We start from the raw sequence: 24986 nt of genomic DNA, 5'->3' as shown, positions 1-24986 counted from the left end.
TTGTCTAATATTGTTTCAATAGCTATCTTTTTTTCTGTTTACCATTAATGAAACAATAGGTTTTTTACTTATTTTAGTATATAATATTGATTTAAGATGAGTCGTATGAGAGATACATGCGAATGAAACTGAAGGTGAATGAAGTTGGAACACATACTTGGTCATGGCTGGGAAATAACTCCGGCTGGGGGGGCAACAGGAGAAGCATTCTTTGCCAAACATCAAGAACAGAAATTATTTTTGAAAAGAAATTCATCTCCTTTTTTAGCAGTTCTTTCAGCTGAAGGAATTGTTCCGAAGCTCGTTTGGACAAAAAGGATGGAAAATGGGGATGTCATAACAGCTCAAGCATGGTTAAACGGCAGAGAATTAAAGCCTGAAGAAATGAGCCAAGAACGTGTTGCAAAGCTTTTGAAGAAGATACATGATTCTACTCCATTAGTTTCGATGCTTCAACGATTAGGAAAGGCTTCATTTGAACCGGGAAAGATGCTTCTAGAGCTGGAAAGCAGCATCGATCACGAAATTATACAACTCCCCAATGCTAGTGCTGCAATGAGATTTCTTAAAAGTGAACTGAATAACGTTAAAAATACAGAATTTGTCGTTTGTCACAGCGATATTAATCATAATAATTGGCTGCTTTCGGATGATGATGAATTATATTTAATTGATTGGGATGGCCCGGTAATTGCTGACCCTGCATTAGATATAGGCATGCTTCTTTACCTTTATATCCCACGTGAAAATTGGTCCCAGTGGCTAGACCAATATGGTATAGATTTTACGGACAATCTTTTGCTCAGGATGAAGTGGCATGTAATAAGGCAAGCGTTGATATATATTCAGTGGCATAAAGATAAGCATCGTTTTCATGAAATGAACAATTGGATTCAATTTTTACAGGAAGTTATGAAAGGCTAGGAATATGAATTCATATCCTCCACCCACTTGGAAAGATTATTTTGATTGGATAGGATATGGTCATCCAAATGCTGAGTATTCATTCCGTCTTGACTATAGGAATATACTTGCTCTAAAATCGGTCTAATATTATTATTTATACTTGGATTTACTAAAAGAGATTTTACCAGTCTTTTTAATTGTTCACATTCGGCAACGGAACCGCAGGCGTCCGTTTGATGATTGCTTAATATATCTTTTATTAATGTCATTTGGTCTCGATGACTTAGTGGCATTTTGAGTACATTCCTTTCAACATCATTATTTTAAAAATCGTAGGCAACGAAACTGGCGAACCGGCCAGTTTCGTTCTTGCGTTTTAGGAAATTATTAAAATTAACCTTTTTGTATAACTGTCGGAAAATCGTCTACATTTAGCCTAAGCAGCCATCGGCTAGAGGATTAGTTCTGGTACAGTATAGTTTTTCGAAATTCTTCTAACTTTATTCAATTAAAAATCAACATAATATTAAATGAGGTGTGTAAATTGCGTCTGAGACATAAACCATGGGCAAAGGATAAGCTTCGGGAGTATTCAGAATATGTTGTGCAAAACCCTGAAAACTTTAAAAATAAATGGAGTGAAATCTTTCAAAATAACCGACCTATCCACATTGAGGTTGGCACCGGCAAAGGGCAGTTTATATATGGGATGGCAAAGGCAAATCCGGATATAAATTACATTGGAATTGAGATGCAAGACAGTGTTATTGTTTCTGCGCTTGATAAAATAATTGAAGAACCGCTGTCAAACCTTAAGCTTCTTAATGTAGACGGTTCTAATTTGAGGGACTTCTTTGCAAAAGGCGATGTAGACAGGGTTTATTTGAATTTCTCTGATCCATGGCCAAAAAAACGCCATGAAAAGCGGAGACTTACGTATAAAACCTTTTTAAAATTATATGAGGATATTCTTGTAAACAATGGTGAAATTCATTTTAAAACAGACAATCAAGGGCTGTTCGAATTTTCCTTAATGAGTTTTTCGGAATATGGACTTTTATTGAAATTTGTAAGCCTCGATTTACACAACAGTGACTTCGAAAATAATATCATGACGGAGTATGAGGAAAAGTTTTCCTCACGGGGTCAGCGAATCTACCGATGTGAAGTACAATACCAAAATAAATAAAATTGTAAAATACCTTCTATCGAGCATTTTTGCAAGAAGGTATTTTTTTCATTATTTTATCGTTTTCCGACTGAAAGACGGAAAGGCGAAGCCCAGTGTGTAGGTGGGGGATGAATGTCGGATGGCGATAGCGTTTTGTTAATGAGTTCAATTCTTGTAAAGAATTTTAGAAAAAATATACTTTATATAAGCTTTATTATTTAAGAAAGAACCTCTTATAATGGTAAAATAAAGAGAATAGTAGGGAGGGAGTAAAAATGCAAACGCTAACAATCGGCGACATAACATTGAAATGGTTAAATGGAGGAATCACTCATCTGGATGGAGGAGCAATGTTTGGTGTTGTTCCAAAAGCATTATGGTCGAAAAAATACCCAGTCAATGAGAACAATCAAATTCCTTTATTAACCCATCCGATATTCCTGCAGATTAATGGTAAGAATATTTTAATAGAGTCTGGAATTGGAAATGGCAAATTAACAGAGAAGCAAAAGAGAAATTTTGGTGTTACAGAAGAATCGAAGCTGGAGGAATCGTTGAAGGATCTAGGAATTACTCCAGAAGACATCGATATAATTTGCATGACACATTTGCATTTTGACCATGTATGTGGACTCACAAAACCGAAAGAAGATCGATATGTATCCGTGTTTCCCAATGCTATCATTTATACTTCGCAAATAGAATGGGACGAAATGAAGCAACCTAATATTCGTTCAAAAAGTACGTATTGGAAAGAGAACTGGGAAGCAATCGAGTCTCAGGTTGTGCCGTTTCAAAATGAAGTATTGATTGAAGGAGCACTACGAATGGTTCATACAGGGGGGCATAGTGACGGGCATTCTATCATCCTTATTGAAAGTAATGGAGAAAAGGCAATTCATATGGCTGACATTATGCCGACGCATGCACATCAAAATCCATTATGGGTGATGGCTTATGATGATTATCCAATGACCTCTATTTTTGCAAAAGAAAAATGGATTAAAGAAGCGATTCAAGATGGTGCATGGTTTATTTTTTATCATGATGCAATTTACCGTGCGATAAAATGGGATGAAGAGGGCAATCTAATCGATGCTGTAAAATGTGAGCTCTAAATTAAATAAGGAAGGAGGGTCATAGGACTCTCCTTCCTTACTAGTTATGTACTTTAAGAGATCGGATATACATCTAATACACTGCCTGTATATGCGTCTGCAATAAATTCAAATTGCTTTCTTTCTCCATTTTGATTCGTTGTGATTCCACCGCGATAAATCTTTGTTTTAACAGCATATCTGGCAAAATCCTCTTTTGTCATTTGAATCCAAGACCCATCGATGGGTCCTTCTTCTTTAAATGCTTTCTTTACATTTGCTAACACAGTTTCACTGGAGAGTGTAGTGTTCTTCTTTACTGCTTCATTTAATAAATAACCGCTAATTGCCCCTATAGCAAGACCACTAATAAAGGATTTCCAGGTCATATATGTAAACCTCCTGTTTTTAAGTGTCCTGTCCCATTACAATTTTAGTATATCATGTTTATCATTTTCGTAACATTTAAAATATAAAATGATTTTTCTTGTAATATGTTGTCCAATTTTTTACTATATAGAAAGCGGGGTGAGGATGCAAGATGAAAAAATGGAGTGAGTTTACTTTTTATATATTGGCAGTATTATTATTGTCTGTTAAAACAATTCTTGTCTATTTCTTCGAATTTGATTTACGGAGTAAATCATTTTTGGAAATAATATTTATGTTAATAAACCCAATTGGCTCGATTACCTTTTTACTAGGAATAAGTTTCTTTTTTTCTAAAAAATTTAGACGTACGTTAATGCTGGTCATGTATACGATATTGACTGGTATACTTTTTGGAAACATCCTTTATTATCGATTTTACATAGATTATGTGACAGTACCAGTGTTGTTTCAATTTCAAAATGTAGGTGGACTAAGTCAGAGCACAGTAGAATTATTAAGATGGACAGACCCGCTACTTATTATAGATTTATTATTTCTTATTTGGTTTGGAATGAAATTCATCCATACATCCCAAATACTATCAAAGAAACAATCTCGAGCTTCATTAGCTGTTAGCATCATGATGATTTTAACAGTGTTAGTGGGCGGTGAAGTTGAAAATCCAAGCCTTTATAAGAAAACATATGATAGGGAGCTTCTAGTAAAAACGATTGGAACCTTCAATTATCATGCATACGATATCCTCTTTAATTCTAAGATGCTCGTTCAATCTGCATTTGCAGAAAGCAATGATATTCATAAAGTAGAAAACTATTTGAAGAAAGAAAATAATTCTGCATTATCTAAATCGGAATATCATGGGCAGGCGAAGGGGAAAAATCTTATTTTAATTTCATTAGAATCGACCCAATCCTTTGTCTTAAATCGGAAAATTAATGGTGAAGAAATAACGCCATTTTTAAATAAATTAATTAAAGAGAGCTATTACTTTCCAAATTTCTATCATCAGACTGCACAAGGAAAAACATCTGATGCAGAATTTATGATAGACAACGGACTGTATCCTCTTTCAGGAGGGTCTGTTTTTGTAAGAAGGCCCCATAATGATTATTATGCACTGCCGAAAATTTTAAAGGAACAAGGCTATTACAGTGCCGTTTTTCATAGTAATGATGAAACCTTCTGGAATAGAGGTAATATGTATCAAACCTTGGGATATGACCGCTTTTTTTCAAAAAAGGACTATGAAGTGAGTAACGAAAATTCCGTGAATTACGGATTGAAGGATATTCCGTTTTTTCAACAATCCATGCCTTATTTAAAAAATATTCCACAGCCGTTCTATGCTAAATTTTTGACCTTGACGAATCATTTTCCATTCTTGCTTGATAATAAAGATGATCTTTATTTAAGCATAGATGAGAATAATGCCGATTTGGTTCATCGTTATTTTGCAACAGTTCGATATGAGGATGAGGCAATCAAGAAATTTTTTCAAATGCTGAAAAAAGAAGGCTTGTACAATAATTCTATCATCGTATTATATGGGGATCATTATGGTATCTCCAAAAGCTATGATCAAGAGCTGGAGGCAGTACTAGGGAAGAAAATTTCAAACACGGATCAACTCGATCTTCAAAAGGTTCCCTTTATTATTCATGTGCCAGGTGAAAGAGGAAAACAAATAAATTCCTTAGGTGGCGAAATAGATATAAGGCAAACCATTTTTGACATAATGGGTGTGGAACCACAAAAAGAGGCAATTGACTTTGGCAGAAGTTTATTCTCAACGGATCAGAAAAATTTAGTTATTTTCCGTGATGGAAGTTTTGTGACAAATAAGTATGCATACTTAGAAAATGGCTGCTACCGCAAAACAACTGGTGAGAAGGTAAAGAGAAACCTTTGCACATCTTATCAGGATAAAGTACAAAATGAATTAATGTATTCAGATAATGTGATTTTTGGGGATTTGCTCCGCTTTTTGGAAAGTGATGGAATTATTATTAGAAATCCTGCCCTGAAAAAATAATGTTCAAACAGATGACTGGCAAGCAGTATGAAAGTTCTGTAAAATGGAAATGTACATATTAGTTAAGGCTATTTTTGCAAATTGTTGCTTGCTATTCGTAAATATTTTACATCTTAATAGGGGTATCTTCTTAAAAATGGATATCGATTCTAACCCGAAAGAGGAAGTTTATAAGATTTTCGATTACAAAAGTAACAATATGTAAGAAATGAGCCATTAGTAAAGGGGTATGAACATGGAAAATCAGACGCTGGAATTATTTAAAACATTAACGGAATTGCCTGGAGCACCTGGAAATGAGCATCAAGTTAGAAAATTTATGCGCGAACAGCTTTCAAAATATGCAGATGAAGTGGTGCAAGATGGTTTAGGCGGTATATTTGGTGTGAAGCGCGGAAAAGAAAACGGCCCAACAGTTATGGTTGCAGGTCATATGGATGAAGTAGGCTTTATGGTAACTTCCATTACGGATAATGGAATGATTCGCTTTCAAACCCTTGGCGGCTGGTGGAGTCAAGTCCTATTAGCTCAACGTGTACAAATTATTACGGAAAATGGCCCAATTGTAGGGGTTGTTGGCTCCATTCCACCGCATTTATTAGAAGACAGCCAGCGTAATAAACCAATGGATATTAAAAATATGCTAATTGACATCGGTGCTGATGATCGAGAAGATGTTATTAGAATTGGGGTTAAGCCCGGCCAGCAAATTGTTCCAATCTGTCCTTTCACAGTGATGGCAAATGAAAAGAAAATATTAGCTAAAGCATGGGATAATCGTTACGGTTGTGGATTATCGATTGAATTATTGAAGGAATTACAAGGTGAAACATTACCGAATACTCTTTATTCAGGAGCTAATGTACAAGAGGAAGTAGGTCTCCGCGGTGCGCAAGCAGCAGCAAATATGATTAAACCGGATATTTTCTTTGCACTAGATGCTAGTCCTGCAAATGATATATCTGGAGATAAGAATGAGTTTGGTCAGCTTGGAAAAGGAACATTATTACGTATTTTCGACCGTTCCATGGTAACACATAAGGGAATGCGTGAATTTGTTCTTGATACAGCGGAAAGCAATAATATTCCTTATCAATATTTTGTTTCCCAAGGTGGTACGGATGCAGGCCGTGTCCATACTTCTAACGATGGGGTACCAAGTGCGGTTGTGGGAATTTGTTCCCGTTATATCCATACACATGCTTCTATCATCCATGTGGATGATTACGCAGCCGCTAAGGCTCTGCTTGTGAAGCTTGTAAAAGCCTGTGATCAATCAACAGTTGATGCAATTCGAGCTAAATAATGGAGAAGTGGAGGAGCTTATTGCTCCTCTCTTTTGTTTAAGGTTCATTTCATATTTGCTTTTTTTGTTAACAAAATCTTATACCATTCCATATTAGGATAAGATTCTGTAATCCTATAAATAATGATGCTACGAAACCACGCCTTGATGAGGATTTATAACAATATACGAGAAAAAACTGTTTATATAAAAATTGCCTATGTTAATCATTATATCGCGCTTGACTAAACATAAGGTGTTGTAAGGAGAGATTCTAATGTTCGTTGCAATTGGTTCGGAAAACCCGGCAAAAATAAATGCAGTTAAGCTTGCTTTTAAGGAGATCAAGGTTGATATAAACTTACAACCCATGGATGTTCCTTCAGGAGTAAGTGCACAGCCTTTTTCAGATGAAGAAACAATCAAAGGGGCAATTCAAAGAGCTGAAAATTGTTTAATGGACCCGAAAATGGATATAGCTATTGGTCTTGAAGGTGGAGTAACAGAAACGAAATATGGCTTAAGCATATGTAATTGGGGAGCGCTAATTGTAAAAGGAAGTAACCCTATTATTGCGGGAGGAGCAAGGTTCATATTGCCTGAAGAAATTTCTGCACGCCTGAGAACTGGTAACGAGCTAGGACCAGTAATGGATGACTACGCTCATAAGCAAAACGTTCGCAAAAAAGAAGGTGCAGTAGGAATTTTTACGAATGGACTTGTGACTCGAGAGGAAATGTTTGTTCATGTCATGAAATTATTAATAGGTCAATATCAGTTTCAAGACTTAAAGCATTGAGCAGAAAAATTCTATACTTGTCAAGATTTGTCTGAAAAAGCTAAAATAGTATGGAAGACCCAAGTGCATAGGGGGAAAATATTATTTTGCGTAAATTAATAGTGGGATTAATTTTATTATTAATGGCATGCCTAATATCCGGCTGCAGTACCACCATAAAGGAACAAAAAAAGGTTGCAATTAAAAATGTAAGCGAAGTCTTTTCCAGCCAACCAAAAACGGCAAAAGAATCCGCAAAACAGATAAAATTTTATCTGCCATTTGGAATGCATGTTAATAAGAAATCCCCAAATAATATTATTATTAACAGGGGTAAACAAAGTTATATTTTATTTTACAATCAAAAAGAAGATAAAAAAAGCCATGAAATATACGAAATCTCCAAGCCAAATAAAGGACTTGCAGTGGATAAACAGTTTACCACAAAGAAGAAATTTGGTTATTTGCTTATCTCCAAGGTAAAAAAGAATCTTTATGAAGTGACAGCGGGAATCGGTGGTATTAAGATGACAACGGAAACCAGCATGGACAATATTGCTGATGATGCCGAACGGATGATGACAATAGTTAATTCAGCGAGCTATAAAAAATAGAAGTAATGGAGGATCACTATGGAAAAATTAACATCTGCGGAGCAATACCATAAGTTAATAAAAGAAGGAAAACACATCTTTTTGTTTTCAGCGGATTGGTGCCCGGACTGCCGCTTTATAGAACCTGTTCTTCCAGAAATTGAACAGGAATATCCTGATTTTACTTTTATTTATGTGGATCGTGATCAATTTATTGATCTCTGCGGGGAATTAAGCATTTTTGGCATCCCGAGCTTTATTGCTTGTAAAGATGGAAAGGAAATTGGCCGATTTGTAAGCAAGGATCGTAAAACAAAAGAAGAGATTGAAAACTTCATTAATGGACTGGAACAATAAAAGAAAAATCCTCTGTCTTTATGATAGAGGTTTTTTCCTGTAATATAAGGCTAATGAATTTCTTAGCAAAGAGGATGATAAAAGGTGAAAATGGATACAAAAAAAATGAAAAGAGAGCTGGAAACAAGGCTGCAACAAGAAAATCGCAGTATTCAGTATGATCGTGAAAAAGAAACTATTCGGATTGAAAATAAGGAAACAGGAAAAGGAATTACTGTATCCTTAGCCAGTGCTGTCTCAAAATGGCATGAACAACAAGAAAAAGCAATTAATGAAGTAGTATATTATGTCGAGGAAGCATTAGGTGTCATGGGAAAAGACCAAAGAATGGCAGGAAACGAAAAAAAAATCTTTCCAGTCATACGCTCTACCTCATTTCCACAACAATCGTCCGATGGAAATAATTTTATTACGGATGAGCATACAGCAGAAACTCGAATTTACTATGCTCTAGATTTGGGAAATACTTATCGATTAGTGGATGAAGAGTTATTGCAAAAAGAAGGATGGGATCAGGATAAAATCCGTGAAATCGCAAGGTTTAATCTTCGTTCCCTATCAACGGAAATGAAAAAAGATACAGTAGCAGGAAATGATTTTTATTTTTTGAATACAAATGATGGTTATGATGCAAGCAGGATATTAAATGATCGGTTTTTAAAGGAAACCTCAGAAAAAATAAAAGGTGAGATGGCTATTGCTGTCCCTCATCAGGATGTATTAATCATATGTGATATTCAAAATGAAACAGGCTATGATATTTTAGCTCAAATGACAATGAGTTTCTTTACAAACGGTCATGTTCCAATTACAGCTTTATCCTTCATGTATGAAGATGGAGAGCTGGAGCCTATTTTTATTATGGCGAAAAATCGTAGAAATAAATAACAAAAGGTCAGTGATTAGCTGACCCTTTGCTTTGCTTCATGTTTAATTCGCAATTATTTTCTTACCTGTTATTTGGGAATACCCTTTTAATGGTACCGCTAATTTGATCGTATAATCCTCTAACTGGATGTCCACTTTGCAGTTCTCTTCCATAATCAGTCACACGATCATAAAAATCAGGGTTCGTTGTTACATATACATTATCAATCGAATTGTCTGCTTTTCTTACTTCATTTGAAATTTTATTTTTAAATGTTCTTGGTAATTCATTTCTGGAACGATCGTCCAACAATACCGCAACATATGCATTGTTTCCTGTCACCAATACATTTGCTCTATCGACCTCTTTTAAATTTGCTACTCGGTCGGCAGCTTCTTTGGCAATCCTATAGTTGCCTCTATTGTTATATCGGTTATAGCTGACATCTGTGCCAAGATTGTCTGTACGATTACGGTAGTTAACGTTGGCTCCAGGACCTAAATTGTCGTTATAGCTTACACGGTCCATATTGTTGTTATTATCCGTGTTTGTATTTGGATTATAACGTACAGGACTTACATTGCTTTTTCCGTTGTTATTGTTGGTACATCCTAATAATAAGCTTGATGCAATACCAATAGATATAACTGTTTTAACGAATTTCAACATAAAAACCTCCTTTTTTTCGTTAATCCTTATTAATTTTCCATACAAAAATCGATTTATTCTGCTAAATATTGTTATAATAGGCGGCTTATTTTCTTATTTTTTTACTCCAAAAGAAAATACCTCGAAATTTCGCTATATCCCTGTATAATGAATAGTAGAGATACCTTATGCCATTTTTTAATTTATATGGGAAAGGTTGAACAATAGAAAGAGTGATAAGATGAGTTGGTTTAAAAACATAATGAAATTATTTGGTTCTCATGAAGAGGCTGATTATGAGGAATCTGAAAATAATATTAAATCAAAGCAAAATGAACAAGCTGGACAAATGGAAACTAAAGTTACATATCAATATCCAAAAGGAAATTTTCGCTTTCCATTACATTTGGAAGAAAAAAATAATATAACGCAAACAAATTCACATGAGCCGAAGATTAAACCCAATTATGCAGTAAAAGAGAAACAATCACAGAGTAAGGTCAGTCGTCCTTCTGAAAAATCAGCTCCCCGAGTTCCACATGAGAGAAATCATGTGAAAATTGAACCAAAAATAAAACAACCGTTTCGCCCTACAGAAATTCCTTCACCGGTTTATGGTTTTAATAAGCCACCGAAAAGAATTAAAACAAATGATTTTGTAAATGGCTTAAAGGACAATATTCTAGGTGAAAACGTAGGAAGAGACTCAAAGCTTTCCAAAAGTCATCAAACCGATTTTAAAAACGATGAAATTGTAGAATCAGTACAGGAATTGGAACCGGCAATAATTCATTCGATTTCGAATGAACTGGAGCGGCATTCTCAATACTTTTATAATGAACCAAAAGATAAAGAAGTAGAATATGAACAATCCGCAAAGATGTATCATAAATCTATGGACGAGGAAGATGAACAAGAGCAACCCCGCATAATTGGTGATGAAATTATGGAAGAGGAAGAAGCATGTGAGCAATCCTCAGTGAAAGAGAATGAATTCATGGAGAGCATAGAACAAGAGCAGTCAATAATGATTGCTGATGAAACTATGGATGAAGAAACAGCACGTGAACAATCCTCAGTGAATGAGAATGAATACAAGGAGAGCGTGGAACAAGAAAAAAAGTCAACAATGATTGCTGATGAAACTATGGATGAGGAAACAGCATGTGAGCAATCCCCGGTGAAAGAGAATCAATTCATGAAGAGTGTGGAACAAGAGCAGTCAACAATGATTGCTGATGAAATTATGGAAGAGGAAGAAGCATGTGAGCAATCCATAGTAATTGATGATAAATCCATGGAAGTGGAAACAGAATATGAGCAGACCCTAGTGAGAGATTATAAATTCATGGGAGAGAAAGTCGAGCAAGAGCAAATCCCAAAGATTAATGATACATCATTGGATGAACTAATAGAAGATGAGCAATCCGAATTGTTTCATAGTAAATCAGCGGAAAATATGGAAAATGAATCGTTTCCATCATATGAAATGAACGAAGTGGAACCGGAGACGGAATCTGAGGAAGAATTAGGAAAAAGTGGTGATTCATCTGTCCGCTCTCATATACCATTCAATGTGATAATGCTCAAAAAAGATCGAGAAAAATTAGCTCATAAACAATTGCCAGAGGAACTTCTGATTTCAAAATCTGAATCAGCAGCAAGCATGGAAGCAACAGAGGAATATGTATTAGAGGACTATGTTTTTCCGTCCCCAACATTATTAAATCCTCCTGTTTTACATGAATTAGATACGCAATGGGTATTAAGGCAAAGTGAGCTACTAGATGAAACTTTAATGAGCTTTAATGTTCGTGCTAAGGTCGTAAATGTAAGTCAAGGTCCATCCGTAACAAGATTTGAGGTCCAGCCTGAGCCAGGTGTAAAGGTTAATAAAATAACTAATTTAAGTGATGATATTAAGCTGAGCCTAGCTGCAAAAGATATTCGTATTGAGGCACCAATTCCAGGCAAGCATACCATCGGAATTGAACTCCCTAATGCTGATAGCAGGCCAGTCTATATTAGCGAAATTATTTCCAGCGAAATATTTCAAAACAGTGATTCACCGTTGACTGCTGCTTTAGGACTGGATATTTCCGGGAAACCGGTTATTACGGACTTAAGGAAAATGCCGCATGGATTAATTGCCGGTGCCACAGGATCTGGTAAAAGTGTTTGTATTAATTCGATATTGGTAAGCTTATTATATAAATCAACTCCGGATGAACTAAAGCTATTGATGATTGACCCAAAAATGGTGGAACTCGCACCCTATAATTACATTCCACATTTAGTCAGCCCTGTAATAACCGACGTAAAAGCAGCTACGGCAGCATTGAAATGGGCAGTGGAGGAAATGGAAAGAAGATATGAACTATTTGCTCATACTGGTGTCCGAGAAATTCAGCGATACAATGAACTCGCAGAACAAAGTAGGCAATTTAATCAAAAGCTGCCATTTATTGTGATTGTCATAGATGAGCTTGCAGATTTAATGATGATGGCACCAACTGATGTAGAGGAAGCAATATGCCGGATTGCCCAAAAGGCAAGAGCTTGTGGAATTCACTTAATTATTGCAACACAGCGGCCATCCGTTGATGTCATTACTGGGCTCATTAAAGCAAATGTTCCAACGAGAATTGCGTTCTCTGTCTCCTCGCAAGTAGACTCGAGAACAATTATCGATATTAGTGGAGCTGAAAGATTATTAGGACGGGGAGATATGCTCTTCTTAGAAAATGGATCATCTAAGCCTGTACGATTACAAGGCACATATGTATCGGATGAAGAAATTGATAACGTAGTTGCCCACGTACGTGCCGAGAGAAAGCCTGATTACTTGTTTGAACAAGAGGAATTGTTGAAAAAAGCGATCATCCAAGATGAAGAGGATGAAATTTTTCAAGATGTATGTGAGTTTGTTATGGAACAAGGAGCTGCCTCTACTTCCCTTATTCAAAGAAACTTTAGGATTGGCTATAATCGGGCGGCGCGCTTGATTGAAATGATGGAACAGCAAGGGATTATCTCGGAGGCGAAGGGTAGCAAACCTAGGGATATTTTGATTTCAAAAGAGGAATATGAAATTCTTTCCGGAACGTCGGAGGTTTAAAAAGAATGCTAGTCGGGGCGTTATATTCAGTGCCCCGATCTTTTTTTAAATTAGCATATAAGTTTGCATTGCATTCGTATTCTTAAGATAAAAATCCCTAAAAAAGGGAATGCTATCTGTACAAATAACTCCTCCGAAGATACCATAGTCACCAATTATAAAAAGTGCTATAATAATTAAGTATGTTTTTCGTATAGATAATATGGCGAAGACATGAAACGAAATTATTCGGCAATTTATTGCTATACATACTAATGTAAAATTGCAGGTTTTTTCTTAGCAAAAAATAGTCTTTGTCATATAATGCATACATATAGACATTGTTGGAGGTTCTATTATGACTGTATACCATTTCGTAGGCATTAAGGGTTCCGGAATGAGTTCTTTGGCACAAATACTGCATGATATGGGTTATGAGGTGCAAGGATCAGATTATGAAAAGTATTTTTTTACCCAGAAAGCCTTGGAAGATTCAGGTATAAAAATATTGCCCTTCCAGCGTGAAAATATTCAGCCTGGTTTGACGGTAATAGCAGGAAATGCTTTTCCTGATACACATGAAGAAATTGAAGAAGCATTAAATAAAGGGATTCCAGTTATTCGTTACCATAAATTTCTAGGTGACTTTATGCAACAATTCACAAGTGTAGCTGTTACTGGAGCACACGGAAAAACTGGTACAACTGGATTGTTAGCACATGTAATGAAAAATGTAAGACCAACCTCCTATCTCATAGGAGATGGTACTGGAAGTGGTGTGAAAAATGCTGAGTACTTCGTGTTCGAAGCATGTGAATATAGAAGGCATTTTCTTTCCTATTTTCCAGATTATGCTATAATGACGAATATTGATTTTGATCATCCGGATTACTTTGCTAATATTGACGATGTATTCTCTGCATTTCAAGAGCTGGCATTACAAGTGAAAGAAGGAATTTTTGCTTATGGGGACGACGAACAATTGCAAAAAATTCAAGCAAAAGTACCGGTTCTTTTTTATGGATTTGAGGAAGAAAACGATTTCCAAGCAACAAACATTATAAAAGAAACGACCGGAACCAAATTCGATGTGTTTGTCCGCAATAATTTCTATGCATCCTTTGAGATACCGACATTTGGTGATCATAATGTACTTAATGCATTATCTATTATTGCCTTATGTCATTATGAAGGGTTTGAAACAGAAGCTATTCAGGAGCATATCAAATCATTTCAGGGAGTAAAGAGGCGCTTTACGGAAAAACAGATTGGATCCCAAATCGTTATTGATGATTATGCACATCATCCAACTGAGATTAAAGCGACCATTGACGCTGCACGACAAAAATTTCCTGATCGTAATATTGTTGCTGTTTTTCAACCGCATACCTTTACGAGAACACAGACATTTTTAAATGAATTTGCTGAAAGCCTTAGTATGGCAGATGATGTTTTCTTATGTGAAATCTTTGGTTCCGCTAGAGAAAATCATGGGAAATTAACGATTAAAGACTTACAAGAAAAGATTGAAGGATCCAAAATCCTTTCAGAAGAAGATACATCTCCATTATTACAACTTGATAATAGCGTATTTTTGTTTATGGGTGCTGGAGATATTCAAAAGTTTCAAAAGGCATATGAAAATATGCTTCAAGCAAAATAAAATAAAAAGGCTGCAAATGCAGCCTTTTTTATTGTTACTTTAAACTCTCAGGATTTAGGCATTCTAATTCAGGTAATACAAATATACCATCCTTGCGAATTAGAACATCATCAAAATAAATTTCTCCGCCGCCATATTCTGGTCGTTGAATTAATACCATATCCCAATGGATATTAGAGTTATTCCCGTTTGGAGCTACATCATAGCATTGGCCAGGAGTAAAGTGAATGCTTCCGGCGATTTTTTCATCAAATAATATATCCTGCATTGGATGAAGTATGTACGGATTTACTCCTATAGCAAACTCACCTACATATCTTGCTCCTTCATCCGTATCGAAGATTTTATTAATTCTTTCTGTATCATTTGCAGTAGCTTCGACAATTTTTCCATCCTTAAAGGTAAGTTTTACATTTTCAAAAGTAAAGCCTTGATAAGGGGATGGTGTATTATATGTAAGTGTTCCGTTTACAGAATCTCTTACAGGTGCTGTATATACCTCTCCATCTGGTATATTTAAACGGCCTGCACATTTAATTGCCGGTATATCTTTAATAGAAAAAGTCAAATCCGTTCCAGGGCTCACTAGTCTTACTTTATCTGTCCTATTCATTAGTTCTACTAATGAATCCATCGCTTTATCCATTTTGCTGTAATCCAAGTTACATACATCAAAATAAAAGTTTTCAAACGCTTCCGTGCTCATTTTTGCAAGCTGAGCCATAGAAGAGTTTGGATAACGAAGTACTACCCATTTTGTTTTCGGTACACGAATTTCTCTGTGTACCTTTTTGCCAACGGTATTTCCTTCGATTTTCATTTTTTCATCTGGAACATCTGCATGTTCGTTAATGTTATCTCCTGAACGTAGACCAATGTAGGCATCCATATTTTTCATCACGTTTGCTTCAAAGTCTGCTTTCATATCGAATTGCTCTTGGACAGCACCCATTAGAAGTGCACGGTCTACCTGTTGATCTTTTAAGGAAACAAACGGATATCCGCCTGCTGCATACGCTTCTTTTACAAGGGCAACTACTAACTCCCGCTGTAGTCCAAAGTTTTCAATTAGTACTTTTTCACCGGGCTTTAATTGAACGGAGTAGTTAATTAAATTATGTGCCAGTTTTTCAATTCGTGGATCTTTCATGTTGAATTCCTCCAAAAATAATTTACGTACAACTATATTGTAACCTAAATTGATAGAAGTTGTGGTATGAAAAAGTCTAAATAATTTAATATTTGGCGAAACAACTCGATTATGAGAAAATAGTAGAAGTGAAATCTCGATTTAGGACATTGATAAATGAAAATGAAGAATGAATACATAAATACGTTTAGGTTGTCCATAATTGGGGAAATGTTTATTTAATTGGAGGTTTGCATATGATTATTATTCTTTATTTAAGCGTAGCATTAATTGCGGTGGCATTTTTAATCCTTGTCATCAGTATTTCAAAAACCTTGAAATCAATGAAAATAACTATGGACAGTGTATCAAAGACAATGGAGAATTTGGAAGGACAATTACAAGGTATTACGACAGAAACAACATCACTATTACATAAGACAAATGAATTAGCAGAGGATATTCAACAAAAATCCGAAAAGCTGAACAGCGTTGTTTATGCTGTTCAAGATGTAGGTACAACTATTAAGGAATTTAACGGATCCATTCGTAAGGTGTCATCCAGTCTCTCCACTCAAGTAGTTAATAACCAGGATAAAATTGCACAGGTTATCCAATGGGGGACGGTTATTAAAGAGCTACGTGACAAATGGATGGAAAAAAGAGAAAGAAATTATGAAACGAAGACCTTTGAGGATCAAGGAGATATGGAATTAAGAGAGGTAAAGAGAGTAAGAAGTAAATAGGAGGAATCTATAATGGAAAACACAGAAATGAATAGAAGCGAAATGCATGAAAAAATAGATGCGAAGACATTTCTTATAGGTGCCATAGTTGGTGGTGTATTTGGAGCAGCAACAGCGTTATTGTTAACTCCGAAGTCTGGAAAAGAAATCCGTGGTGGGTTATCCGGACAATTTGATTCTTTGAAAAATAAAAGCAATCAGCTAAAGACGATTGCTTCCGAAAAAGGTACTGAATTTATTGCATTAACAAAAGAAAAATCATCTCAATTACGTGATATGACAATAGATAAAGGAACGAATATCGCAGAGACAGTAAAAGAAAAGACAAAGCATCTTGCAGAGAAAGCATCGAAATAATGTTATATAAAAAACAAGCAGTGGTACAACAACCACTGCTTGTTTTTTACTGTTAACGTAAAACGGGGTCCCATAAGATTTCTAATTTATCACCATCATTAACTATTTCGTAAAAGGTAGTTTCTTCACCGTTTTTTAATAGATGGAATTTTCCGGAGCTTTCCTTTGGAATATCGATTTCTACATGACGAAAAATATCCTGGAAGATAAAAGGTTCCATTTCAATGGTTTTCATTTCAATGATATCACCGTGCGAGATAATGTCGTCTTCCTTTAGTTTAACGTCATTTCGATACCATTCTGTTTTTGATTTCTTCATTGTTATCATCTCACCATTGAAGAAGACATGAATTAGATTATACAAAGGTATATTTTTTATTTCTGCCAATTGTCTAACCGTATTTAACGAGCTTTTTATCACTTGAATATGATCATTATTTTGAAATGGATGTGAAAGTTTAGCAGGCTTATTGTTTAAAAATAATTTGCTTGAAAAAGCAAGCAAAAAAGTTTCCTTGCCATTTAAGCGGATTCTAAACGGTTCCAAATCCGCAATTAAATGATTGTGCTTAGTAGACTTTAATAACGCCTCAATTGTATCTGGAAGTTGCACCTCCAGTATATCCCGGTCTGCAACCACTTCTTCTGAAGTAACATTATTTCCATTTCTTTTAATAATGGTTGCAATTTCATATTTTTTCTCATTAATATAAACGGTTTTTGCAGGGATATCATCTAAAAATTGACTAATCCTTACTTCTGGTGATCGCCCATCCATACCTTTAAGGGCAATAATTTGATCACCGTTTTGAACCGGTTCATCCAGACTGCAATTTTCTCCATTCTTTTTAATAATTGGAGGCTGCCCATGTTCACCTGGAATGGTAATTTGCTGGCCATTCATTTGAATCATAATAGCCATACCAGGCTTACCGTGAAGTGAGCTCACTTTCGTACCTGATGCTAAAAGGCAATCACCAACTGTAAGCTGCTTCACTTCAAACAAACGAACCGGCTGGTCGTTTACATAGACGGTTACATAATGAACCGGTGTTTGCTTTGCAGCAATAGCTATTCCAATTGGTGTGATAAATTCTGGTCCTTTAGGAATCTGTTCAGATAGAATAAGTCCTTGGATGGCACTGGAATCACGGATAGCTACGCGATTTTCAGGAAGGTCAAGGCAAGTAGCAATTTTCCTAGGCAAATTAGGTGTTAAGCTTCCGCCTCCAACAAGCATGACCGCTTTTGGAGATTTGCCATTATTCAACTGTTTTATTTCATTGGATATTGCATTCGCTAGGCGGTCAACTGCGTAATCGATTTGCTCTACAACATTATCATGGGTCCATTCCGATTGAAAACCTAAGATGTCTTCCACTACTATCGATTCATTATTTAACAGGTCTCTTTTTGCCTTCTCAGCAAGCGGAAAATCAAGGAGCAGCTGATCACTAATGGCTTCTGTAATTTCATCACCAGCTACAGGAACCATGCCATAGGCTGTAACCGTTCCAAGCTCTGTTAACGCTATATCAGATGTCCCCGCCCCGATATCTACAAGTGCAACATTTAATCTTCTCATCGATGCTGGTATAAGTACATTTATTGCAGCAATTGGTTCAAGAGTTAATGCGTCCATTTCTAAATCCGCACGATTTAGTGCAGAAATCAATGATTCTACAACAACTCTTGGCAAAAAGGTAGCAATAATTTCTACAGAAGCTTCATCCCCTTGCTGGTCAATTAAGCTTCCAATTTCATCCCCATCCAGTTGATATTGGAAGACGGAATAACCAACACAGTAGTAATTTCTGCTTTCTGTGGAGGAGTTTTTCTCAGCTGCTATGCTCTGAGCCTTTTGAACAGCACTTAATTCAAGATGCAATATATCTTCTTTTGTGATCATGGGCTTGCCCTTGATTGATATGGATACCTTTGCCTTTTCTGTTTTTAAGGCACGACCTGCAGCGGCAACACAAACCTTCGTTAGTGGTCCATGATTTTTTTCCATTTCTTCTTTTACGTCCCGAATTATCTTAGAAACAGAAACAACATCATGAATCTGCCCATCTAGCATAGCTCTTTCTGTATGTTCTTTTACAAATATATCCGCGACATGGAAATGTTTATTTTCCTCTTCTAAAATAATACCGACCACTGAACGTGTACCAATGTCTAAGGCAAATATTTTGTTTTTTTCTTGCAAAATGATACACCTTCTTATTTTGATATTCATAAAATACTTTAATACTTAAAAGCGTTTAATTATTAAAGATATTTTTAGTGACATTTTTATTTCAATGGATTATAATGATTCCTAATATATAAGATGAATTAATTAATTTTCTATTTAAAATGTAACACATGGATAAAAATTTTTAAACAAAATTGGAGTCCGTCCTGACTTCCGTTTGTAAATTTGCTTAATGAGTGTATAGAAAGGATGTTGGAAATGGGGAATCAAGAGCTTAATGATTTACGTAAGCAAGTGGAAGATATAAATTTGAAATTATTAGCATTAATCAACGAGAGAGGACGCTTGGTCCAAGAAATTGGACGAGTTAAAGAAACTCAAGGCGTAAATCGCTATGATCCAGTCCGCGAACGAAAAATGCTAAATATTATCAAAGAATATAATGACGGGCCGTTTGATACTGCAACAATCGAGCATATTTTTAAAGAAATCTTTAAGGCTGCCTTAGATTTGCAGCAAGAAAATCATCAAAAAGCATTGCTAGTTTCACGTAAGAAGCAGCCTGAAAATACAATCGTAACTTTAAAAGGAGAATCCATCGGTGATGGAAAAGCGCATTTTGTTTTCGGTCCTTGTGCGGTAGAGTCTTATGAACAAGTTGCAGAGGTAGCGAAAGCTGTCAAAGCAAAAGGGCTAAAGCTATTAAGAGGTGGAGCTTATAAACCGAGAACTTCCCCATATGATTTTCAAGGGTTAGGACTGGAAGGTCTAAAAATATTAAAGCAAATTGCAGATGAATTTGACTTGGCAGTCATAAGTGAAATCGTCACTCCTGCTGATATTGAGAAGGCAGTCGATTATATTGATGTTATTCAAATCGGTGCACGAAATATGCAAAACTTCGAATTACTTAAGGCTGCAGGATCGATTAATAAACCAGTGTTATTGAAAAGAGGACTTGCGGCAACTATCGATGAATTCATTAATGCCGCAGAATATATTATGTCACAGGGAAATGGTCAGATTATCCTTTGTGAACGTGGCATCCGTACTTATGAAAGAGCAACAAGAAATACATTAGATATTACGGCAGTACCAATTTTAAAACAGGAAACACATCTTCCTGTATTTGTTGATGTTACACACTCTACAGGAAGAAGAGATTTGCTACTACCGGCAGCCAAAGCTGCACTTGCTATTGGTGCCGATGGAGTTATGGCAGAAGTGCATCCAGATCCTGCAGTTGCATTATCTGATGCTGCCCAGCAAATGGATTTGGCACAGTTTGATTCCTTCTACAAAGAAATAATGGCATCACAGCCAGCAAGAGTCTAGCCCTCCATACTAGAGGGTTTTTCTTTTTTTTGATGAATCGAATCCAAAATAATATAGAAAATAGTAATAGATTCATGTCAAATACTGTTTTAGTTTAGATTGTTGTTTTCTTGAATATTGCTACAAGCCCTTTATAGCTTTAGTTCGGGGTATATTTTCTTAAGAAAGTAATTCATTCATAAAATAAGATCATGGCTTTATTGAGATTTTCGTCTAAAAAAGGAACAAAGCTTAAGAAAAGAGCCTTTCAAAATGGTGGATTTCGTTGCAGGAATATACTATGTATCGTATGATTATTCTAAGGATTAATTTGTAAAGGAGTTTCGAATAGCTTCCATATTCCTTATGGGATACAGAAATCAGGTATTTTTTCGCGAAATCTTCTAAAGCCTACTATTAACATCCGTTTCATATTAAAGATTCGTATAAAAAGCAACAAAGTTTACGAAAAGATCCTTGTAAAATAAAGCAGAATAGAAAATACTAAATAATATTACATAGAGTTTGTAAAATGGAGTGAGTGAAATGAATATTACCATATACGATGTTGCTAGAGAAGCAAATGTATCTATGGCAACTGTTTCTAGGGTAGTGAATGGCAATCCAAATGTAAAACCAGCAACTAGGAAAAAGGTTTTAGAGGTAATAGAGAGACTGGGCTATCGTCCGAATGCTGTGGCAAGAGGGCTTGCAAGCAAGAAAACAACAACAGTAGGAGTTATTATTCCGGATATATCGAATATTTTCTTTGCTGAATTAGCCCGCGGTATTGAAGATATTGCAACCATGTATAAATATAATATAATTCTTAGCAATTCTGACCAAAATAAGGAAAAAGAACTACACTTACTGAATACGATGCTTGGAAAACAAGTGGATGGTATTGTTTTTATGGGTGGTAATATCACGGAGGAACATGTTCAGGAATTTAAACGTTCCCCTGTCCCAATTGTTTTGGCTGGTTCCATCGAGCCTTTTAACAAAATTCCTTCGGTTAATATTGACTATAAGCAAGCAGCTTATGATGCAATAAGCGAGTTCATCGAAAAGGGACATAAACAAATCGCCATCCTAATCGGACCGCTTCATGATCCAATCAATAGGGAATTAAAGCTTGAAGGCTATAAAGAAGCGCTTCAAAAAGCGGGAATTCCATTTAATGAAGAGCTTGTATTGGAAGGAGATTATACTTATGACTCCGGTATTGAGGCATGGGAAAAGTTACGTGAACAAACTGTAAAGCCAACTGCCATCTTTGCTGGAAATGATGAAATGGCACTTGGGGTTGTCCATGGAGCACAGGATGATGGAGTTGTCATTCCAGAACAATTGGAAGTGATTACTTCTGACAATACCCGACTTGCCCTTATGGTTCGCCCACAGCTGACGTCCGTTGTACAGCCTTTATATGATATTGGCGCCGTAGCAATGAGGCTTTTAACAAAATATATGAATAAGGAAAAGGTAACAGAAAATATTGTTATTCTGCCGCATAGAATTGAGCATCGCAGCTCCACTACAGAATAGTTTTTCTAGGGGTTCCCATTAGTATAGACATACGATGGTTACCCTTTTTTTCTTACTGGCTCTGTTCTTAAGTTTCGTATTTTATTTAACAGATCGAAAACCATTACAACTTTCTTCGTATTGATTATGCTAACATTCAAATAAAAAGACGTTTCGAAACTAAGGTTATTATAGGGATTTGTAACTATACATGAAACAGCCATATTTTTTTACCATTTGATACACAGGCTTATTTCTGTTAACCTGTAATTATATGAGTATACATATCGTATATTTAGTTACTATCAAACAAATTTCTTTATACATGGATGAATTCTAAAAGGACGGTAAATAAATATGGAGAAAAACAAAAAAAAGGAAATATTTTCATGGATTAAATCTATCGTATTTGCTGCAATAATTGTATTTGTTTGCAGATATTTTATATTTGTTCCATCTATTGTAGTAGGGCAGTCGATGATGCCTAATCTGCAGGATGGAAACCGGATTATTGTAAGTAAGTTAAGCAAGATCAAGCGATTCGATGAAATTGTATTCCATGCACCTGATGCAAATGAAGATTATGTGAAACGTGTCATTGGGCTTCCGGGTGATACGGTTGAAATGAAAAATGATATATTATACATTAATGGAAAAGCATATGACGAACCATATTTAAATCAATATAAAAAGGCATTGCCGCCGATGCAAAAGCTAACAGGTGACTTCTCGCTACAAGATTCGCCAACGAATTCAAAGACTGTTCCAAAAGGATACTTTTTTGTTTTAGGAGATAATAGAGAAATAAGTAAGGATAGCCGAATGTTTGGTTTCATTCGACAGAGCTCTGTCATCGGTAAAGTGAAAATCCGCTTCTGGCCATTAAATGAAATAGATATTTTTAAATAACACTATAATAAAACAAGACCTGATAGGTCTTGTTTTTCTTATTTAATCATATGTATCGCTCTCTCCAGCGTTTGTTTATTTTTCTCTGTAATTTCTTTTTTTCTGGGGATTGGTTTATACATATTCATGGGGTCTTCCCAAGTTGGTACTAACGAAAATGGCGCCTTTGGCTGCCAATATTCCAGCCAGGATGCTGGAAGTGTAGAGTCCTTAATATCATTATTCGTCATTTCATGCCATAATAAAGACCAAGCTCGTGGCACTACCCGCCAAATATCGTAGCCGCCACCTCCAACTGCAATCCATTTCCCTCCGCAATATTGATGTGCGAGTTCATGGGCAAGCTTTGGAATCTCCCGGTAAATTTTCATCGTTGCCGATAGATGGGTAAGCGGATCATAATAGTGTGCATCTGCACCATTTTGGGTAAGAATAATATCTGGCTTAAAATACTCCGCAATTTTTTTAACCGAAGTAGAGTAGCATTCCAACCAAGATTCATCTTCTGTAAATGCGTCCAAGGGGATATTAAAAGAATATCCGTAGCCTTTCCCAGTTCCCCATTCGTTCACATTCCCTGTTCCGGGAAATAAATAACGGCCAGTTTCATGTATGGAAACAGTACAAATATTTTCATCGTCATAGAAGGACCATTGCACTCCATCGCCGTGATGTGCGTCTGTATCTATGTATAGTACTCTTGCATTATATTTTTCTTGCAAATATTTGAGAGCAACCGAACAGTCGTTATAAACACAAAATCCAGATGCTTTTCCGCGGAAGCCATGGTGCAACCCGCCACCTAAATGCAAGGCATGAGAAAATCTACCCGACATTACTTCATCTACCGCAGTTAAAGTCCCTCCAACCGCAAGTGCGCTCGCTTCATGCATATTAGGAAATATTGGAGTATCCTCTGTACCTAAACCAAAGCTTTCTGCTCTTTCAGCTGATAGTTGATTACTGCCTGCATTTTTCACTGCACTTATATAGGATGGATCATGATTTAAGGCTATCTCTGCATCTGTTGCCATTCTTGGAGCAACTATATCTGCATCTGTTATAGCATTCATTTTTCTTAACAAATCTAACGTTAATTTGATGCGTATCTGGTTGAAAGGGTGTTGATTGGAAAAACGATATGAAAGAAGTTCTTCTGAATAAATAAATACTGCATCTTTAGACATTGTTAAACTCCCGGTAGGTTTGGCCATAGAACTTGGTGGCCATTTTCTTTTAAGCTTTCAATAATAGCAATCGGATTCATTGTCCCGATTCGGAAAACAATGATTTTGGAAGTTAAATCTTTCTTATCGGGATATACAAGAACACTGTGAATATTTACATTATGCATTCGAAAAATACCTGTAACCTCGTAAAGGATTCCTTTCCGGTTCGGTACTTTGACCTCGATTTGTGAACCAGGCTGGTTTGCACCAGTTAATTGCACCATTGTATGGAGCAAATCAGTGCTAGTTATGATTCCAACCAGTTTTTTATCTCTTAAAATAGGTAGACAACCGATTCGGTGCTCGTAAAAAAGGGCAGCAACCTCCTCTACAAAATCTAGTGGATGGCCGGTAATAATAGATGTCTTCATAAAGTCACTTAAACGAAACCGCTTGTCCTCTTCATCATTTAAATACAAAGTGTGAGGGATATCTTTAAAATCTCGTTCAGTTATTAAACCTAATAATTCATTTCTTTCATTCGTTATAGGAATATGGCGAATTTTTTTATCCCGCATTAGGGTGATGGCAGATTTTAGAGAATCGTTTGGAGATAATGTTATAACATCCGTTTTCATAATTTCTTCCACAATCATCATGATTCAACTCCTTATGTAAAAGGTAGAATGTGCCAGAGGAATTTTTAATAATCGATTCCCTTAATAGCTGCATATTTTTCAAGAAATAAAG

23 protein-coding genes are annotated in these 24986 nt (G+C 35.9%); 16 read left to right on the top strand and 7 right to left on the bottom strand.

The window, feature by feature from the left end; translation table 11 throughout:
* The first annotated feature begins 144 nt into the window (after positions 1 to 144).
* A complete protein-coding gene (locus tag KHA87_RS11250; protein ID WP_249310262.1) occupies positions 145 to 924 on the top strand; it encodes a phosphotransferase family protein in 780 nt (259 codons plus the stop codon).
* Here the strand turns inward: KHA87_RS11250 and KHA87_RS11245 are convergent.
* Positions 921 to 1199: a YtzH-like family protein gene (locus KHA87_RS11245; protein WP_213094138.1), complete on the bottom strand. Its 279-nt coding sequence runs from the start codon at positions 1197 to 1199 to the stop codon at positions 921 to 923. The genes KHA87_RS11250 and KHA87_RS11245 overlap by 4 nt on opposite strands.
* A gap of 251 nt (positions 1200 to 1450) precedes the next feature.
* Here KHA87_RS11245 and trmB point away from each other — a divergent pair, with 251 nt between their 5' ends.
* Both trmB and KHA87_RS11235 read left to right on the top strand, forming a co-directional pair.
* Complete coding sequence (gene trmB, locus KHA87_RS11240) at positions 1451 to 2095, top strand: tRNA (guanosine(46)-N7)-methyltransferase TrmB (protein WP_213094137.1); 645 nt, start codon at positions 1451 to 1453, stop codon at positions 2093 to 2095.
* 257 nt (positions 2096 to 2352) lie between these two features.
* Positions 2353 to 3195 carry a YtnP family quorum-quenching lactonase gene (locus KHA87_RS11235; protein WP_213094136.1) on the top strand — a complete coding sequence of 281 codons (843 nt, stop codon included), beginning with the start codon at positions 2353 to 2355 and terminating at the stop codon, positions 3193 to 3195.
* Positions 3196 to 3248: 53 nt separating this feature from the next.
* Here KHA87_RS11235 and KHA87_RS11230 read toward each other — a convergent pair whose 3' ends face one another.
* Positions 3249 to 3563 (bottom strand): PepSY domain-containing protein, encoded by a 315-nt coding sequence (locus KHA87_RS11230; RefSeq protein WP_213094135.1) that lies wholly within the window; start codon positions 3561 to 3563, stop codon positions 3249 to 3251.
* A 152-nt stretch (positions 3564 to 3715) separates the two neighbouring features.
* Here KHA87_RS11230 and KHA87_RS11225 point away from each other — a divergent pair, with 152 nt between their 5' ends.
* The 6 genes from KHA87_RS11225 to KHA87_RS11200 all read left to right on the top strand — a co-directional run bounded on the left by KHA87_RS11225 (position 3716) and on the right by KHA87_RS11200 (position 9500).
* Positions 3716 to 5599, top strand: coding sequence for an LTA synthase family protein (locus KHA87_RS11225; RefSeq protein ID WP_213094134.1), 1884 nt, complete (start codon positions 3716 to 3718; stop codon positions 5597 to 5599).
* Between the two features lie 235 nt (positions 5600 to 5834).
* Positions 5835 to 6905, top strand: coding sequence for a M42 family metallopeptidase (locus KHA87_RS11220; protein WP_213094133.1), 1071 nt, complete (start codon positions 5835 to 5837; stop codon positions 6903 to 6905).
* Positions 6906 to 7161: 256 nt separating this feature from the next.
* Entirely contained in the window at positions 7162 to 7683 is a 522-nt protein-coding gene (locus KHA87_RS11215) for a DUF84 family protein (RefSeq protein WP_213094132.1), read from the top strand.
* 86 nt (positions 7684 to 7769) lie between these two features.
* Positions 7770 to 8276: a hypothetical protein gene (locus KHA87_RS11210; protein WP_213094131.1), complete on the top strand. Its 507-nt coding sequence runs from the start codon at positions 7770 to 7772 to the stop codon at positions 8274 to 8276.
* An 18-nt stretch (positions 8277 to 8294) separates the two neighbouring features.
* Entirely contained in the window at positions 8295 to 8612 is a 318-nt protein-coding gene (locus KHA87_RS11205; RefSeq protein WP_213094130.1) for a thioredoxin family protein, read from the top strand.
* A gap of 90 nt (positions 8613 to 8702) precedes the next feature.
* On the top strand, positions 8703 to 9500 hold the full coding sequence (locus KHA87_RS11200; protein ID WP_213094326.1) for a DUF1444 domain-containing protein: 798 nt from the start codon (positions 8703 to 8705) through the stop codon (positions 9498 to 9500).
* Between the two features lie 61 nt (positions 9501 to 9561).
* On the opposite strand, the gene KHA87_RS11195 is transcribed toward KHA87_RS11200, so the two are convergent.
* A complete protein-coding gene (locus tag KHA87_RS11195; RefSeq protein ID WP_213094129.1) occupies positions 9562 to 10149 on the bottom strand; it encodes a YhcN/YlaJ family sporulation lipoprotein in 588 nt (195 codons plus the stop codon).
* Between the two features lie 220 nt (positions 10150 to 10369).
* Here KHA87_RS11195 and KHA87_RS11190 point away from each other — a divergent pair, with 220 nt between their 5' ends.
* Positions 10370 to 13246, top strand: coding sequence for a DNA translocase FtsK (locus KHA87_RS11190; RefSeq protein WP_213094128.1), 2877 nt, complete (start codon positions 10370 to 10372; stop codon positions 13244 to 13246).
* Positions 13247 to 13583: 337 nt separating this feature from the next.
* Complete coding sequence (murC, locus tag KHA87_RS11185) at positions 13584 to 14888, top strand: UDP-N-acetylmuramate--L-alanine ligase (protein ID WP_213094127.1); 1305 nt, start codon at positions 13584 to 13586, stop codon at positions 14886 to 14888.
* A gap of 34 nt (positions 14889 to 14922) precedes the next feature.
* Here the strand turns inward: murC and KHA87_RS11180 are convergent, their stop codons facing one another.
* Complete coding sequence (locus KHA87_RS11180; protein ID WP_213094126.1) at positions 14923 to 16038, bottom strand: aminopeptidase; 1116 nt, start codon at positions 16036 to 16038, stop codon at positions 14923 to 14925.
* Positions 16039 to 16274: 236 nt separating this feature from the next.
* Here KHA87_RS11180 and KHA87_RS11175 point away from each other — a divergent pair, with 236 nt between their 5' ends.
* Both KHA87_RS11175 and KHA87_RS11170 read left to right on the top strand, forming a co-directional pair.
* On the top strand, positions 16275 to 16763 hold the full coding sequence (locus KHA87_RS11175; protein ID WP_213094125.1) for a DUF948 domain-containing protein: 489 nt from the start codon (positions 16275 to 16277) through the stop codon (positions 16761 to 16763).
* 12 nt (positions 16764 to 16775) lie between these two features.
* A complete protein-coding gene (locus KHA87_RS11170) occupies positions 16776 to 17120 on the top strand; it encodes a YtxH domain-containing protein (RefSeq protein WP_213094124.1) in 345 nt (114 codons plus the stop codon).
* 52 nt (positions 17121 to 17172) lie between these two features.
* Here the strand turns inward: KHA87_RS11170 and KHA87_RS11165 are convergent, their stop codons facing one another.
* Positions 17173 to 19329 carry a cell division FtsA domain-containing protein gene (locus tag KHA87_RS11165; protein ID WP_249310261.1) on the bottom strand — a complete coding sequence of 719 codons (2157 nt, stop codon included), beginning with the start codon at positions 19327 to 19329 and terminating at the stop codon, positions 17173 to 17175.
* A 246-nt stretch (positions 19330 to 19575) separates the two neighbouring features.
* Here KHA87_RS11165 and KHA87_RS11160 point away from each other — a divergent pair, with 246 nt between their 5' ends.
* From KHA87_RS11160 to lepB, 3 genes are all read left to right on the top strand, one after another.
* A complete protein-coding gene (locus KHA87_RS11160; protein ID WP_213094122.1) occupies positions 19576 to 20652 on the top strand; it encodes a bifunctional 3-deoxy-7-phosphoheptulonate synthase/chorismate mutase in 1077 nt (358 codons plus the stop codon).
* Between the two features lie 525 nt (positions 20653 to 21177).
* On the top strand, positions 21178 to 22179 hold the full coding sequence (gene ccpA / locus KHA87_RS11155; RefSeq protein ID WP_213094121.1) for a catabolite control protein A: 1002 nt from the start codon (positions 21178 to 21180) through the stop codon (positions 22177 to 22179).
* A 336-nt stretch (positions 22180 to 22515) separates the two neighbouring features.
* Positions 22516 to 23067: a signal peptidase I gene (lepB, locus tag KHA87_RS11150; protein ID WP_213094120.1), complete on the top strand. Its 552-nt coding sequence runs from the start codon at positions 22516 to 22518 to the stop codon at positions 23065 to 23067.
* A 38-nt stretch (positions 23068 to 23105) separates the two neighbouring features.
* On the opposite strand, the gene KHA87_RS11145 is transcribed toward lepB, so the two are convergent.
* Positions 23106 to 24254, bottom strand: coding sequence for an acetoin utilization protein AcuC (locus tag KHA87_RS11145; RefSeq protein WP_213094119.1), 1149 nt, complete (start codon positions 24252 to 24254; stop codon positions 23106 to 23108).
* A 2-nt stretch (positions 24255 to 24256) separates the two neighbouring features.
* Positions 24257 to 24892 (bottom strand): acetoin utilization AcuB family protein, encoded by a 636-nt coding sequence (locus tag KHA87_RS11140; RefSeq protein ID WP_213094325.1) that lies wholly within the window; start codon positions 24890 to 24892, stop codon positions 24257 to 24259.
* Between the last annotated feature and the right edge of the window lie 94 nt (positions 24893 to 24986).

The sequence above is a fragment of the Bacillus sp. FJAT-49736 genome (assembly GCF_018343615.1).
GTDB lineage: Bacteria > Bacillota > Bacilli > Bacillales > Bacillaceae_C > Margalitia.
Note: the sequence above shows the minus strand (reverse complement) of the source record. Positions and strands in the feature narration are given on the sequence as shown.

Excerpts from the sequence above, each read along its gene's own strand:
- KHA87_RS11245 (WP_213094138.1), bottom strand. The coding sequence starts at position 1,199 with ATGCCACTAAGTCATCGAGACCAAATGACATTAATAAAAGATATATTA.
- KHA87_RS11235 (WP_213094136.1), top strand. The coding sequence starts at position 2,353 with ATGCAAACGCTAACAATCGGCGACATAACATTGAAATGGTTAAATGGA.
- KHA87_RS11230 (WP_213094135.1), bottom strand. The coding sequence starts at position 3,563 with ATGACCTGGAAATCCTTTATTAGTGGTCTTGCTATAGGGGCAATTAGC.
- KHA87_RS11225 (WP_213094134.1), top strand. The coding sequence starts at position 3,716 with ATGAAAAAATGGAGTGAGTTTACTTTTTATATATTGGCAGTATTATTA.
- KHA87_RS11220 (WP_213094133.1), top strand. The coding sequence starts at position 5,835 with ATGGAAAATCAGACGCTGGAATTATTTAAAACATTAACGGAATTGCCT.
- KHA87_RS11215 (WP_213094132.1), top strand. The coding sequence starts at position 7,162 with ATGTTCGTTGCAATTGGTTCGGAAAACCCGGCAAAAATAAATGCAGTT.
- KHA87_RS11205 (WP_213094130.1), top strand. The coding sequence starts at position 8,295 with ATGGAAAAATTAACATCTGCGGAGCAATACCATAAGTTAATAAAAGAA.
- KHA87_RS11200 (WP_213094326.1), top strand. The coding sequence starts at position 8,703 with ATGGATACAAAAAAAATGAAAAGAGAGCTGGAAACAAGGCTGCAACAA.
- KHA87_RS11195 (WP_213094129.1), bottom strand. The coding sequence starts at position 10,149 with ATGTTGAAATTCGTTAAAACAGTTATATCTATTGGTATTGCATCAAGC.
- KHA87_RS11190 (WP_213094128.1), top strand. The coding sequence starts at position 10,370 with ATGAGTTGGTTTAAAAACATAATGAAATTATTTGGTTCTCATGAAGAG.
- murC (WP_213094127.1), top strand. The coding sequence starts at position 13,584 with ATGACTGTATACCATTTCGTAGGCATTAAGGGTTCCGGAATGAGTTCT.
- KHA87_RS11180 (WP_213094126.1), bottom strand. The coding sequence starts at position 16,038 with ATGAAAGATCCACGAATTGAAAAACTGGCACATAATTTAATTAACTAC.
- KHA87_RS11175 (WP_213094125.1), top strand. The coding sequence starts at position 16,275 with ATGATTATTATTCTTTATTTAAGCGTAGCATTAATTGCGGTGGCATTT.
- KHA87_RS11170 (WP_213094124.1), top strand. The coding sequence starts at position 16,776 with ATGGAAAACACAGAAATGAATAGAAGCGAAATGCATGAAAAAATAGAT.
- KHA87_RS11160 (WP_213094122.1), top strand. The coding sequence starts at position 19,576 with ATGGGGAATCAAGAGCTTAATGATTTACGTAAGCAAGTGGAAGATATA.
- ccpA (WP_213094121.1), top strand. The coding sequence starts at position 21,178 with ATGAATATTACCATATACGATGTTGCTAGAGAAGCAAATGTATCTATG.
- lepB (WP_213094120.1), top strand. The coding sequence starts at position 22,516 with ATGGAGAAAAACAAAAAAAAGGAAATATTTTCATGGATTAAATCTATC.
- KHA87_RS11145 (WP_213094119.1), bottom strand. The coding sequence starts at position 24,254 with ATGTCTAAAGATGCAGTATTTATTTATTCAGAAGAACTTCTTTCATAT.
- KHA87_RS11140 (WP_213094325.1), bottom strand. The coding sequence starts at position 24,892 with ATGATTGTGGAAGAAATTATGAAAACGGATGTTATAACATTATCTCCA.